The sequence below is a fragment of the Paraglaciecola hydrolytica genome, assembly GCF_001565895.1.
In the GTDB taxonomy this organism is placed as follows: domain Bacteria; phylum Pseudomonadota; class Gammaproteobacteria; order Enterobacterales; family Alteromonadaceae; genus Paraglaciecola; species Paraglaciecola hydrolytica.
Genome location: NZ_LSNE01000005.1, coordinates 853294 through 867421, shown reverse-complemented (window position 1 = coordinate 867421; position 14128 = coordinate 853294). Strand labels below are relative to the sequence as shown.

Genomic DNA, 14128 nt, shown 5'->3' with positions numbered 1-14128 from the left:
TCAGAGAATCGCTACGTTGTTAATTTAGTTATGGAAAATATTATACACATCGCTTTTAATAGGAAGCGTAAAAAGTCTCGTTAAAGTCAGGCTCCTTTTGTTTTTTGGAAATGTATTAATATAGGGCGAGTTAAAGCATAAAATACGTAATAAAATCAGAAGGTAAGCACTGAAAATGACGGAAAAAACAATCAAGCCGAGCAGCGACAAATGCGCTTTGCTCGTTAATAAGTGTTAGGTGCTTTTAGATATGGAATTTAAACAATACGATGTGATCAAAGTATTAGAAATTTCGAATCCCAAAAAGTTACAGGGTCGTGGATCTTGCTTGGGCTATTGCTCACCTAAAATAGGAGATGTTGGAACCATTGTAGAAATTTATACTACACCTTGCTTAGGTTATGACATTGAATGTAGTGATGAGAAAGGCGTTACGAAATGGCTTACTACTTTCGAACCTTCTGAAATAAAAATGGAGGTAGTGTGTGCTAGTAGCACCTAACAAGGTAAATCAAGTGCGCTCCTTCGTCGCCGGACACATACTCGCTGGCTGCGGCTCATTCTTCGACAAGTATAGCCAGCAAATCTGTGCCGCTTATTTGAAACGTTAGCTTCTTGATGACATACGGCACACAATGCTAGACTGCTAAACATGAAAGTATTTGATTGGAATCCTGATAAAAACAAGCTCTTAATTGAGGAGCGCGGCATCTCGTTTGAAGATGTTATTTATCATCTTCAAAATAATTGCTTGTTAGATGATTTGAAAAACTCAAATCAGCAAAAGTACCCCAATCAACGGATTTTCATCATCAATATTGATAACTACGCATATCTGGTTCCCTATATTGAAACTGATGAAGAAATTTTCTTAAAAACAGTCATCCCTAGTCGCAAGGCTACTAAGCAATATTTAGGTGAAAAGCCATGAACAATGTAAAACTGGATCAAAAAGAACGAGATTTACTCGATGATTTTGATAGTGGTAACTTTACATCAACACTAACAGAAAAGCGTAAGTCCGAAATCCAAGCATCCGCAGAGGATACATTCAAAAGAGATAAGCGTATTAATATTCGCTTATCTGGGCATGATTTATCTGCGATTCAGCGCCGCGCTTTGGAAGAAGGCATTCCATATCAAACATTGGTGGCTAGTGTACTTCACAAATATGTATCTGGCACTTTACAAGATATTACAGCTAACAAGTTGAGCAAGCGGACGCGATAAAACAGCGCAGCTTCTAAAAGCGTTGAGGCTGTAGAAAAAGGTCGGAGCCAAAAAACAATCGTGTTCTACGTTAAATTTGTTTGCTCAGCTCAAACTCCTGACTCGCCACCCCTAGACCATTTATCAAAATCTCTAACAAATGCGTGCCTGCATAATACTGGCGGGTAGTGATCACCTTTATGCCATGGCGTTTTTGTATTTTATTGCTTTGTTTAGCGCCTAATTCAATGGATTTTAGTTTAAACACTTTGGCCTTTTGTTGGCCGTTAGCTTTGACAAAATGAATGGCAAAGTCGATGACGAGGTTTTGTGACTCTGAGCTGGTGGAGTGGAGCTCAAAGTCGAATTCAAGATAGTCGCCCAGTTTTACTTGGCTATTGGTGATATTTAATTTGACTGGTTTTAGCGCAACACTTTGCTCATAACCTAACAAACGTAATACTTGCGCATCTCCGGCTTTAACTAAACTGCGGGTGGCGTGTTTGATTATCCACAGTACGTGCTTGCTGGCGTTAACATGCCAAGCTTGACAAATTTCTAAGAGTTTATCCGGATTGTCTTTGCTGATGTCGTTGAGATGATTGGCTACCGAGCGCCTGACATACAAACTGGGATCGTCTTTTAACGCGGCTAACAATGGAATATTGGGTGAGGGATCAGCCATATAGCGTTTAAGTTGTAAACCCCAAGGCAGGCGAGGGCGAGTACCTTCAGAGACTAAACGGCGCACATGTTCACTGTCGTCTTTGACCCATAATTTAAATTGGCTGTGGCAGTATTCAGAATGGTCGATAATAAAAGCACGTATAGCAAATTCAGCGCTAAACAAAGGGGTTAGCGTTTTTAGCACCTCTAAAGATTGTTGTGGATGGGCTAAACCATAAACACTGGCGTAATCGATCACCGGCCACGCAGCAAAGTTACTGACTTGTTTATTGGGATCTTGTTGTTGCCACACCTTAGGTAAGAGTTTGAGCAGTTCTGATGTTTGTTGAAAGTCACTCGGTAAAAATCGATGTAATACCTCGATGATATGGTTTACCCGCTGTTTGAGTTCGAGAGTGTTTAAACCCTGTAATGCCTGTTGGCAGAATTCTGGGTGATTAAAGTTTTTATCTACTGCACTGAAACAGTCAGCGATATGTTGTACAGCGGTTTCATTTAACAGATTTTTCATGCCTGCACCAAAATAAAAGAAACAAAAAAACACCTAAAATAAAACCCAGACTCGCTGGGTTTTAACATGCTCAAACTAGGCTCCTAGCTTAAAGTATAAAGCCTTGTTAATCCTAATATTCTGCGTCAGGGTATTTCTTTTTCAGCGCTTCAGCTGTCCAAAATCCTTGTGGTTCTTGTCCGCCATCTCGTACATTTTTGACCTGCTCAGGCGAGATCGCAGAGGCTTTATTACCAAAAGCATTACGCACATAAGTGAGCACGGCGGCCATTTCTTCGTCATTTAACAGGCCTTGAAAAGGTGTCATGGGTACATGACCGACATATTCCACATTTTTAACCCATACTTTGCCCATAATACCGTACAGGGCAATGTCGATAAGGCGCTCTGGATTGCCTGTCACCCAATCAGTGCCAGCTAATGGTGGAAATTGAGCTGCCGGCAAACCAAAGCCATCAACTTGATGACAAGTTGAGCAATAACCCTCTTTGCGATAAATATCCTTACCTTTAAAGTAAGTTTGTTGTAAAACCTCTGGTAAATGGGCGGCTTCATTGGCGACGACTTCTTCCTTAAACTCCCATGTGCCACCTACATTGTTCATGGTTTGCAAAAACGCGTTTCTCATCCAACTATCGATAGGGTGTTTGCCCACTTCTTGCAAGATGTTGATAGTGGCCGCTGAATCTAGCCACGAGGCTGCGGCAATCACTTCTAGGCGCACTCGGCCTTCCTCATCATTGGCGGCTTTTTTCAATAAGGGGATAGCATCTTCGAAATCAGCTAGTTGATAACGTAGCGCTCGCACTGCGGCTGCACGCACATGAAAATCTTTAGCCTTAAGTAATTGACGTACTAAGGATTGATCAAAATCGTTAGGGCTATTACTTGCCCACATGGCTTCTAATACATAACGTTCATAATGGGTAGACTTGTTATCTAGGCTTTTGAGCCACTTTTTCTTGGCAGCAATTAGCTTATCTGCAGGTAAAGCCCGCAATTCACGTTTGGCTCGATAACGAATTCGGTCTTCTGGGCTTTTTAATAGTTCAAATAACTCGGCTGGGCTTGCTCCTGTTATTGTTACTTTAGCTAACAAGGCACGTTCAGGATAAGTCACCCGATAAATTCGACCATGGGCGTGATCACGCAGCGGATCTCGGGCGTTGTGTTGCATGTGGCCGATTAACTGGTTATGCCAGTCGACCACATAGAGCGAGCCATCTTGGGCGAATTCCATATCAACCGGACGGAAATTAGGATCACTTGAAGTATATAAATCATGGCGCCAATGACTCACATAACCAGTGCCTGCGTCTTCAAGCTGATGCTGTTTAGCACCTAAAAAGCCGATAACGTTATTGAGTAATAAATTACCTTGTACTTCATCGGGAAAATGACGACTGGAAATAAACTCTATACCTGAGGTGGGGCGCACACGATGAGCTTCTTCAATTAAGGTATCGGTGCCAAGAGTGAGTTGGCCATAACGTGTTTTCATTTCGACCGGCGTCATCCAATTGACTTCGGGACCAGAAGTAAACAGAAAAAAGCCTTGCCCCCATTTGTCATAGGTTACGCCCCATGGGTTAGGGATGTGGGTTTGCACCATACGCTCTAATTTTTGCGTACGGGGTTCAAAACGGTAAAACCCCCCATTCACTCCGCGAACAGGACCGTAAGCGGTTTCGATGTTGGAGTGCAAAAATACCCCTTCATCCAAAATGATGTTACCAAAGGGATCGGCGGTAAATGCGCTGATCGCATGGTGGGTATCATGGGTATCAAAACCCGACAGAATGATGTCGTAAGTATCGGCTTTATCATCGCCATCTGTGTCTTTGAGTAATACCAAGTTAGGGGCTTGTGATACGTACACACCAAACTCGGTGATTTCAAAACCTATGGGTAAATTTAAACCGCTGGCAAATACGGTTTCTTTATCGGCTTTACCGTCACCATCGCTGTCTTCATAAATTAAGATTTTATCATCTGGACGTGCATCCCCAGGGCGATAGTGGGGATAAGAGCCTAAGGTGGAAACCCATAAACGCCCTTGATTATCAAAAGATATTTGCGCCGGATTAGCTAAGTTAGGAAATTCTACTTCTGATGCAAACAGCTCTATTTTGTAACCTTTGGCCATTTCAAACTTAGCCAGCGCATCCTCACCATAGAGATATTCACCTACGGCCTCTTCTGCTACGTTAGATTTAATCGGTGTAAGTTGTTGAGTTTGTTGGTCGGCGGCGGTTAAATCAAAAGTATTACCACTTAATAAAGCCCATAAGGCTTTGTCACGGTTTTGTGTTAGCTGCTTAACCTTCTTGCCTTCTTCAGGGTAGTTATCCACACCATAGGGCTCAAAACGACGACCATCAACATGTACACCATTGGGCATTTGATAGGTTTGAAACCAGTACCAGTTTTTATCTATTACTAGCTTTTGTACTTCATCATGTTTGGCTTGCGCTACAAGCTGTTGTTGACCAAAAATACCATTGACTAATATCGGCGCTAGCAGGCGATAACCTGCTTGATTCAAATGGGCGCCATTGACCGTTAACGGCGTTTTGCTGCTAGCAAATATCGTAGCGCTAGGCTCAAAAATATCAACAAAGTGAACACCTTTTGCCGCGGCTACTTGCTGCATGATATCGCGGTATAGGGCTAAGTTTTTGTTGGTTTGTTTGCCATCAGGCAAATCCAAAGTAGCTGATAAATCTTGGAAGGCGATAGGTGACACGAGCACCAATTTAGCTGCGTTTTTGCCGTTATATTGCTTAGCTAAAGTGTGATCGACAAAAGCGGATAATTCGGCACGATAATTCTCGGCACCTTCTTTTCCAGCAAAAGACTCGTTAAATCCAAAAAATGCCACAATCACGTCAGGGGCAATGTCGTATAACCATTCGTCACTTGTAGGATGGTGGCCTTCACCACTGTGGTGGTTAAATTGTGGATTAAATTGCGCTGCACCGGGGAAGGCCCACTGGCTATTACGTGATGAATGAGGTCTAAAACCTGGGGTGTAACCCGGTCTGGCTAAGGTGCGAATAGTCAGATCTTTATCGGGGTTACGTAACAGTAGCTCGGTTTCAAAATGCCCATAATGCAACATACGCTCAGGTAAGCCGTTACCAATTAAGGCAATGCGATCACCTTTGTTCAATGTGATTGCAGAACTCACATTCAAGTTAGCTAATTCAGCTTTAGTTAAAATCGCCTTGCCCGATTTACCTAAGACAAAATCTTCCACTTTTAAACCACGTTTTAGGTAGTAATCGGCTTCTTGAAAACCATAAAAGGAAGGCTCAAAGGGATCGACAAAAGCCACATCGGCTTTTTGTGGAACCTTTAGATTCAGCAAATGGTAAGTCGCATTGACCACTAAACGTCGTAAATCTTCTTTTTTGAAATCCACAGCTGCACCGGCGGTGGTGGCAAAAACAGGGCCTGTTTTATCTCCTGTTGGCGTAGTGTAAGACTTCAGCCACGCCAAGGGCATCATGGGATTGTTTAACTTACCATCAATAATTTTTGAATCCATTTCCAGTGATTCTGTCACCGCACCATTTAACAAAACGGTGGCCTTGGCTTGGTCTAGATGTTTAATGCCGTAAATATCAGACCACGTGAAAATATCGCTGACATTATTGAGTAGCGGATGCTGAGCGTTTTTCTCGACTATCACGCCACGACCGCCTTGCACTTTATGTTCGCCATGGTGATTTAGCCAATTTTCACCCACCACGTTTACACCAAAGTTTTGCCAATCATAGCCGCCATAGTGGTCGGTATTGTTAAAGGCATGAGTGGCGGTGCGCAGGGCGATAATAGGTTTGGCGGCATTAAAATAATCAAGGAAATGCTGTAATTGTTGCGGCGGAAGTACTCGCCAGCGTGTGGCTAGTATCATTAAATCGGCATTCTTGAGTAAATCTAAACGGGCAATATTACTGTTTTCGTTTGGGTTAATGACGCCACTTTGTTTATCGATTGCAAATAAGACGGTGGTTTTAAATCCATGACGCTGGCTTAGTATCTTGGCCAACATAGGCAATGATTCTTCTGAACGGTATTCTTCATCACCTGAAATCAGTACCACAGATTTACCCTTGGCAATATTAGCTGGTGGTTCAAACACCAGATGATCCAAACCTTTGGCCAGGGCAAGAACAGGTAATAAAAGGGCAAATAATACCAAGTAACGAAATATCATAATGTTCTCGCAAATTCAGTTTTAAGATAAACATTGATTGCTAGTTACAAATTGATAGCAACTATCAAACATATTTTTAACAATGTTGACAGTCTATCGGGAGGTGCAAGGTTTAAGCTATAAGAAAATCGCTTAAAAATAATACTTTTTAGGCGTTTGTTGGTTTACGTAATGCAGAAACGTCCCCCTGTTATAGACAGGGGGAACTTTGACTATGACTTATGTTTTAAGGCCATTATTTTGTAGTAGGCAGATTTAGCCTTGCTTTGGCGGTCAAACAGCAGGGGATAATCACTGCGGCCTTTCATTGGCCAGTTGTTGCGCCAGGTCATGCCATCATCCGTACCCCAAAAGGTGACACGGCTGATGTCTTTTTCATGGCGTAATAATATTTCAAACAAATCGCTGTAACGTTTGTCGAGTTCAGCCTCAGCTTCAGGCGTTAAACCCTGGCTATAAGGATTGAGCTTTTCTTGTAAAGCAAAGTTTTGGTTTACGTCAGCCCCAGCTTCGGCCCCTTCTGGAAAGACCAATACCGAAATGTCCACTTCGGTAAACATCACTTTTACACCTTGTGCGGCATAAGCAATGATGGAGTCTTCCACTTCTTTATACTCGGGGTGAAACAATGAATAATGGCCTTGCATGCCTACACCGTCTATGCGTAAACCCTTAGCTTTTAACTGCTGCACAATGCGTACGGCACCGGCACGTTTTTGCGGGGCATAGAGGTTGTAATCGTTGTAATACAGTTCTGCATCAGGATCAGCTGCATGGGCGTATTCAAAGGCTTTTTCGAGCATGTCGTCACCGATGATTTTGTACCACTTTGACTGGCGCATGCTGCCATCTTCGTTTAAGGCTTCGTTAACCACATCCCAACTTTGCACGCGGCCTTTGTAACGTCCCACTACCGTATCTATGTGATCTTTTAAACGGACGAGTAGAGCTTCACGGCTGATCTCATTACCTTGCTCGTCTTCAAAAACCCAATCAGGTGCTTGGCTGTGCCATAACAAAGTATGGCCAGTGATAAAGATATTGTTGGCTTGGGCAAACTCAACAAATTTATCAGGGGCAGCAAAATCGTAGACACCAGGTAAAGGATGGATACGCTCCCATTTCATATCGTTTTCTGGCGTAGCGGCATTAAATTCTTGCTGGATAAGCTTAGTGGTAATGGCTTTGGGCTGCATCAGTTGACTATTACCAATAGCGGTACCAATTAAAAAACTGTCTTTATAGACATCTTTCAAACTGGCGGTAGACGCTGATTTTTCGACGCTCTGATTACTACAAGCTGAGAGTAAAATACAGCTTAACAAAAGTGCAGTGGTGGTCGGGAATAATGCTAATTTCATAGTAGTTCTCTAGGGCTATTAATCGCGATAGGGCTTGAGTGTATTTATTTTGCCGTCTTTATCATAAGTAATTTCCGCCATTTTGACTGAGCGCAAATGGGTGATACCACTTGATAAACTGGAGTCGTGATAGAACAAATACCACTTGCCTTCGAACTCAGCGATGGAATGATGAGTGGTCCAGCCTAAGACTGGCTCAAGGATGCGCCCGCCATAAGTAAAGGGGCCGTAAGGGCTATCACCCATGGCATAACACAAAAAGTGGGTATTGCCGGTGGAGTACGAAAAGTAATATTTGCCATCGTATTTATGCATCCACGAGGCTTCAAAAAAGCGTCTGTCGTGGTCGCCTGCCAATAAAGGCTGGCCGTTTTCGTCGAGGATCAGGATCTCTTTGGGCGTTTCTGCAAACTCCAACATGTCATCACTCATTTTGGCAACGATAGGGCCAAGTTGTGGCTCATGATCTGCAGGTTCGCTAAGCGTCGCGTCATATTGGTTCTTACGATAGTGCTGTAATTGTCCGCCCCAAATACCACCAAAATACATGTAGTACTCACCGTCTTCATCTTCGAATACGGCAGGATCGATAGTGTAACTGCCTTTAATTGGCTCAGGCTGAGCTACAAAAGGTCCTATTGGCGAATCACCAACGGCGACACCAATCTGAAAAATGTCATCGGCTTTTTTTGCCGGGAAATAAAAATAGTAAAGATCACCTTTTTTCGCTGCATCGGGCGCCCACATTTGCCTTGCAGCCCAGGGCACATCTTTGACATGTAAAGCTACACCGTTGTCTACGGCGGGGCTATCGGGCGAATCCATGGAAATCACATGGTAGTCTTCCATGCCAAAGTGGTCGCCATTGTCGTTAAACGGAATACCGGCTTCGATGTCATGGGAAGGGTAAATATAAATTTTGCCATCAAACACATGGGCAGAAGGGTCGGCAGTATAAATGTTCTCAACTAAGGGCTGGGAAATCGCTTTGGCTCTAATGGCTTGTATTTGTTCGGGGGGTAATAATTCTTCTGACATGACTCACTCGCTTGGTAAAAAAAGCACAAGCTTAAATAAGCTTGTGCTGGTGATAATTAACTTAACTAGTTTACTTAAACACTTTGGCGTCTAGTGTTTAGGTCTTGTTCAATTTTCTGCTCCATCGCTTTATTAATACTGTAGGCAAACAAACAAGCCACGGCCAAGAAAAACGGAATCGAAGCATAAAGGCTGACAGACAGTTTGATGCCGTTGATGGTTTCAGCCGATTGCACAACTAAGTCAACGCTATAGTGGTAGTGATCAAGTATGCTAGATACAAAAGACGAACCTAAGGTTAAGCCTACTTTTAAACCAACTATCATGGCTGAGAAGATAATCGCAGTGGCGCGGCGATTGTTTTTCCACTCTGAATAATCGGCTACGTCTGCAATCATTGCCCACAGTAAAGGAGTGGAAATACCATAGAAAAAACCATGCAATATTTGCGACATAAACACTGTGCCTATGGCGTCTGCGGGGTAAAAGTAAAACACAGCGATGAACAAGGTGGAGGTAAATAGCGAAGCACCAAAGACTTCACGTTTGCCAAATCGGTCGGCCAATGATTTAGAAAAACCAATCCCGATGATCATAAAGATGATGCCGCCAGCATTAAACAAAGCAAAACCTGAGGTGGCGGGATCTTCTGGCCATTTAAATTCAGTCAAGCCCATACCCGTCAACATAGAGTTGAGGCCAGAGATAAAACTATTAAACCCAATATTGTTGAGAAACAGTGCAATTTGACCGGCATCCAAATAGTTTTCGAAATAGAAAATATACATGCCGCCTTTTAAGGCCAAGGTCACAAACACTAAAATGGTCACAAGCAGCATTACGACCCAAGGTTTGTTGGCAAAGAGATCTTTAACATCTTCGAGCACTGTAGATTTTTGTTGTGCAGTGGGTACCACCCGTTCTTTAGTGGTAAAAAAGGTGATTAAAAACATGATAATGCCGGCAATTGATAAGAAGGTCATGACCTTTTCAAAACCAATCGCTTTATCACCGTCACCGGCAATTAAAACTAAAGGCAACAATAGAACTTGAATAATAAATTGCGCAATCATTACAGCCACAAAACGATAGGATGACATGCTGTTACGTTCACGCATGTTTCCGGTAATAACGCCACTTAACGCCGAGTAAGGTAAGTTGTTGGCTGAATACACCAGTAATAACAATAAATAAGTGACAAAGGCGTAATAGATTTTTCCATCAGGACCAAAGTTTGGCGTGCTAAAAGCTAAGAGGGCTAATACCCCAAAAGGCACCGAAGTCCACAATATCCAAGGACGAAACTTGCCCCAGCGCGTTTGTGTGCGGTCGGCAATCATGCCCATAAAAGGGTTGAAAAAGGCTGCAATCAAACCACAGACAAAGATAACTCTGGTAGCTGATTCAGGCGGGATTTTATAAACATCGGTATAAAAGAAGGCGATAAAAGTAACAAGAGTTTGGAATACCAAATTGGCGGCTAAATCACCTAAGCTGTACCCGACCTTTTCAAGAACACCTAATTTTTCTGTTTGCTGATTCATATGTAAGTCATTTGTAGGTTTTTTGTTATGCAGGGATTGTATAGGCTTGGCGGTTTTTGGTTATTGTTATTTTCGCTTTTAGTATTATCTTATGTGCCCTTGCTTAAGCTTTAGGCAAACAGGTACGCTGATTTTTTAGTATTACCTTATGTTTTTTCACAGATGGTTAACAACTTATTGTGTGAGTTATGAAGTGCAGTATGCTGTCAGTCTTTATTTTAGTTTTTTCATCCACACCGAGGTGAGATTTTGAGTAGTTCTAATTACGAAAATAACCAAGAACATAACAACGAAAATATGTTGTTTATTGTGTTAGTGAGCATTGTGGCCACCATTGGCGGTTTTTTATTTGGTTTTGACAGCGGCGTGATCAACGGTACGGTTGATGGTTTGCAAAAAACCTTTAATTCTAATGACATAGGCACGGGATTTAATGTAGCCAGTATGTTGTTAGGCTGCGCAGTAGGTGCCTTTACGGCGGGGCGTTTAGCCGATATTTACGGGCGCAAAACCCTGTTATTAGTGACGGCGGTGTTTTTTATCATTAGTGCTTGGGGCTCAGGTGTTGCTGGTTCATCACTTGAGTTTATCGTTTATCGTATTTTAGGTGGTTTAGCGGTAGGTGCCGCCTCGGTGATGGCGCCAGCTTATATTAGTGAAATAGCGCCAGCTCGATTGCGTGGTCGTTTATCCTCGATTCAACAAGTTGCTATTATCACCGGTTTGTTTGCCGCCTTTGTGAGTAACTATTTATTGGCTAATTTTGCCGGTGCTTCAACCGCCGATTTTTGGATGGGTTTTGCGGCTTGGCGTTGGATGTTCTGGATTGAGTTGGTTCCAGCAGTATTGTTTTTAATCGCCTTATTGTTTATTCCTGAAAGCCCCCGTTATTTGGTTTTACGTAAAAAAAATCAACAGGCATCTGATGTACTTAATCGATTATATGGCGCAGCTCAGGGCCAGCAAAAATTATTGGAAATTCAACAAAGCTTAGCCGGTGATCGCCATCAGCCTAAGTTGGCAGATTTACTCGATAAGCAAACTCGTAAAGTGCGCAAGATTGTGTGGATTGGTATTGGCCTCGCAGTATTTCAGCAATTAGTCGGCATTAACGTGGTGTTTTATTACGGTGCAGTATTGTGGCAAGCGGTAGGTTTTTCAGAGTCTGATGCACTGCTTATCAACATTATCAGTGGCGCAGTGAGTATTGCTGCTTGTGTTATCACCATGTACCTGATCGATAAAGTCGGGCGTAAACCCTTTTTGATGCTGGGCTCTATTGGCATGACAGTTACCCTTGGTTGTTTGGTATTTGCCTTTATGAACGCTGATTTAGATGCCAACGGTAATCTGGCTTTAGGTGAGATGGGTGCTTTTGCCTTGATATCGGCCAACGCTTATGTATTTTTCTTCAACTTATCGTGGGGCCCCGTAATGTGGGTGATGTTGGGAGAGATGTTCCCCAATCAAATCCGTGGCTCTGGTTTAGCCGTTGCTGGTTTGTTTCAATGGGGCGCAAACTTTGGCATTACTATGACCTTCCCCATCATGCTGACTAGTATTGGTCTTGCAGGGGCTTATGGTTTCTATACATTATGCGCAGCCATCTCGGTATTGTTTGTAGCTAAGTATGTATACGAAACCAAAGGTAAAGAACTAGAAGATATGCAGGGCTAGGTTTGAGGCTCTAATTATTCAGGGTAGTTTTATATCAAGGCCGGACATTGTGCTCCGGCCTTTTAGTCTCTGGGTTTATCCTTATTTCTATTAAACAAATCAAACTAGGTTTGGTTTATACCCAAACAACCTGAAGATGCAGGATTCAGTTTGTTTGGGTATATAAACACCTTAAACCTTTCTATCTGCTACATTGCATTGGTATTCTGCGTTTTTTTTGTTAATTTAGCGGCTCATGTTGATTGAGGTTACACCCTACTATGTTTTGTCCATTTTGCGCCGTGCAAGAAACCAAGGTTATCGACTCTCGTTTAGTCGCAGATGGCACCCAAGTTAGACGGCGACGGGAATGCACTATCTGCAAAGAACGTTTTACCACCTTTGAAATGGCTGAACTGGTCATGCCACGCATCGTTAAACGGGGTGGTTCACGTGAGCCATTTAACGAAGATAAATTACGTGCCGGTTTGCAACGAGCCTTGGAAAAACGCCCGGTCAGTACTGAGCAAATTGAAGAGTGTATTAGTCGTTTAAAATCAGCCTTACGAGCCACAGGTGAACGTGAAGTTGATAGCCAGTTTTTAGGTAACTTAATTATGGATGCCTTAAAAGAACTGGATAAAGTGGCTTATGTGCGTTTTGCCTCAGTTTATCGCTCGTTTGAAGATATTCGTGAGTTTGGTGAAGAAATCGCTCGTTTGGGTGATTAAGCTTAATACTCAATATTCATGGTCAATTCTGGATAAAAGCACTTGGATCAGTTTTCCCCCTTAGATAGCCAAATGATGGCCTTGGCTATTCAGTTAGCCAAACGTGGCCAATATACTACTTCGCCTAACCCCAATGTGGGTTGTGTCATTGTGGATAAAAATGGCCAAATTGTAGGCCAAGGCTGGCATCATCAAGCGGGTACGCCCCATGCAGAAGTCCATGCTTTGCAACAAGCAGGCACCTTAGCTAAGGGGGCTACTGCCTATGTCACCCTCGAACCTTGCAGTCATTTTGGTCGCACACCTCCTTGTGCTGATGCACTGATAAAAGCGGGAGTCGCTCGAGTTGTAGCGGCTATGGTTGACCCTAATCCCCTAGTGGCAGGTCAAGGATTAGCTAAATTAAATGCGGCGGGTATCAGTACTGCACATGGTTTACAACAAGTCCAGGCTGAGCAACTTAATCGCGGTTTTATCAAACGAATGCAAACCGGTCGCCCTTGGGTGACGGTTAAATTGGCTGCAAGTCTCGATGGTAAAACCGCCTTGGCTAACGGTCAAAGTAAGTGGATCACTGGGGCTTTAGCACGTCAGGATGTGCAGCGTCATCGAGCTCGTAGTTGTGCTATATTGTCGGGCTCTGGAACGGTATTGGCTGATAATCCTTTGCTTAATGTTCGTTATAACGAATTGGGATTAGACGAACAAACGTTGCTAGAAAAAGAGCTGCGCCAACCTTTAAAAGTAGTACTGGATGGGCGTAATCAACTTACTCCTGATTTACAGTGTTTGCAGTCGACTGATCCAAGTTTGATTATCAACAGCGAGTTTAACCCTTTGCCATTTTTTGCCAATGTGAATCAATGGCAAGCACCATATGTGGACAACAAATTAGACCTAGCAGCGGTGTTTGATTATCTAGGTAAACAACAGCTTAATCATATTTGGGTAGAAGCAGGTGCTAAAATGGCCGGGGCTTTATTACAAAGTAAATTGATTGATGAGTTGATTTTATATCAAGCGCCCAAACTTATGGGTAACACAGGCCAAGACTTGTTTGCGATTGAACCCTTAACGGACATGCAACAGAGCTACAATTTGAGTTGGACAGACATGCGCCAAATTGGCCCCGATCTGAAACTAAGCGCTAAGGTTTTGTACGACTAAGT

11 protein-coding genes are annotated in these 14128 nt (G+C 43.0%); 6 read left to right on the top strand and 5 right to left on the bottom strand.

Annotated elements, in window-relative coordinates; genetic code table 11:
• The first annotated feature begins 250 nt into the window (after nucleotides 1–250).
• From AX660_RS11845 to AX660_RS11835, 3 genes are all read left to right on the top strand, one after another.
• Nucleotides 251–502 carry a DUF4926 domain-containing protein gene (locus AX660_RS11845; RefSeq protein ID WP_068376791.1) on the top strand — a complete coding sequence of 84 codons (252 nt, stop codon included), beginning with the start codon at nucleotides 251–253 and terminating at the stop codon, nucleotides 500–502.
• Nucleotides 503–652: 150 nt separating this feature from the next.
• Nucleotides 653–931 (top strand): BrnT family toxin, encoded by a 279-nt coding sequence (locus tag AX660_RS11840; RefSeq protein WP_068376788.1) that lies wholly within the window; start codon nucleotides 653–655, stop codon nucleotides 929–931.
• On the top strand, nucleotides 928–1230 hold the full coding sequence (locus tag AX660_RS11835) for a CopG family antitoxin (protein ID WP_068376785.1): 303 nt from the start codon (nucleotides 928–930) through the stop codon (nucleotides 1228–1230). Before AX660_RS11840 ends, AX660_RS11835 begins: the two co-directional genes overlap by 4 nt.
• Before the next feature lie 70 nt (nucleotides 1231–1300).
• On the opposite strand, the gene AX660_RS11830 is transcribed toward AX660_RS11835, so the two are convergent.
• The 5 genes from AX660_RS11830 to AX660_RS11810 form a co-directional block, all read right to left on the bottom strand.
• Entirely contained in the window at nucleotides 1301–2407 is a 1107-nt protein-coding gene (locus tag AX660_RS11830; RefSeq protein ID WP_068376783.1) for a hypothetical protein, read from the bottom strand.
• Nucleotides 2408–2519: 112 nt separating this feature from the next.
• Nucleotides 2520–6629: a PVC-type heme-binding CxxCH protein gene (locus AX660_RS11825; protein WP_068376779.1), complete on the bottom strand. Its 4110-nt coding sequence runs from the start codon at nucleotides 6627–6629 to the stop codon at nucleotides 2520–2522.
• Between the two features lie 212 nt (nucleotides 6630–6841).
• Nucleotides 6842–7990: an endo-1,4-beta-xylanase gene (locus tag AX660_RS11820; RefSeq protein ID WP_068376776.1), complete on the bottom strand. Its 1149-nt coding sequence runs from the start codon at nucleotides 7988–7990 to the stop codon at nucleotides 6842–6844.
• Between the two features lie 18 nt (nucleotides 7991–8008).
• Entirely contained in the window at nucleotides 8009–9028 is a 1020-nt protein-coding gene (locus tag AX660_RS11815; RefSeq protein ID WP_068376773.1) for a glycoside hydrolase family 43 protein, read from the bottom strand.
• Nucleotides 9029–9102: 74 nt separating this feature from the next.
• The gene (locus tag AX660_RS11810) at nucleotides 9103–10572 is read right to left on the bottom strand and encodes an MFS transporter (RefSeq protein ID WP_068376770.1); all 1470 of its coding nucleotides are present in this window, start codon (nucleotides 10570–10572) and stop codon (nucleotides 9103–9105) included.
• 297 nt (nucleotides 10573–10869) lie between these two features.
• Here AX660_RS11810 and AX660_RS11805 point away from each other — a divergent pair, with 297 nt between their 5' ends.
• From AX660_RS11805 to ribD, 3 genes are all read left to right on the top strand, one after another.
• A complete protein-coding gene (locus tag AX660_RS11805; protein WP_068377156.1) occupies nucleotides 10870–12249 on the top strand; it encodes a sugar porter family MFS transporter in 1380 nt (459 codons plus the stop codon).
• 260 nt (nucleotides 12250–12509) lie between these two features.
• Complete coding sequence (gene nrdR, locus AX660_RS11800; protein ID WP_068376767.1) at nucleotides 12510–12959, top strand: transcriptional regulator NrdR; 450 nt, start codon at nucleotides 12510–12512, stop codon at nucleotides 12957–12959.
• 42 nt (nucleotides 12960–13001) lie between these two features.
• Nucleotides 13002–14126 (top strand): bifunctional diaminohydroxyphosphoribosylaminopyrimidine deaminase/5-amino-6-(5-phosphoribosylamino)uracil reductase RibD, encoded by a 1125-nt coding sequence (gene ribD, locus AX660_RS11795; RefSeq protein WP_068376764.1) that lies wholly within the window; start codon nucleotides 13002–13004, stop codon nucleotides 14124–14126.
• Nucleotides 14127–14128: the final 2 nt, after the last annotated feature.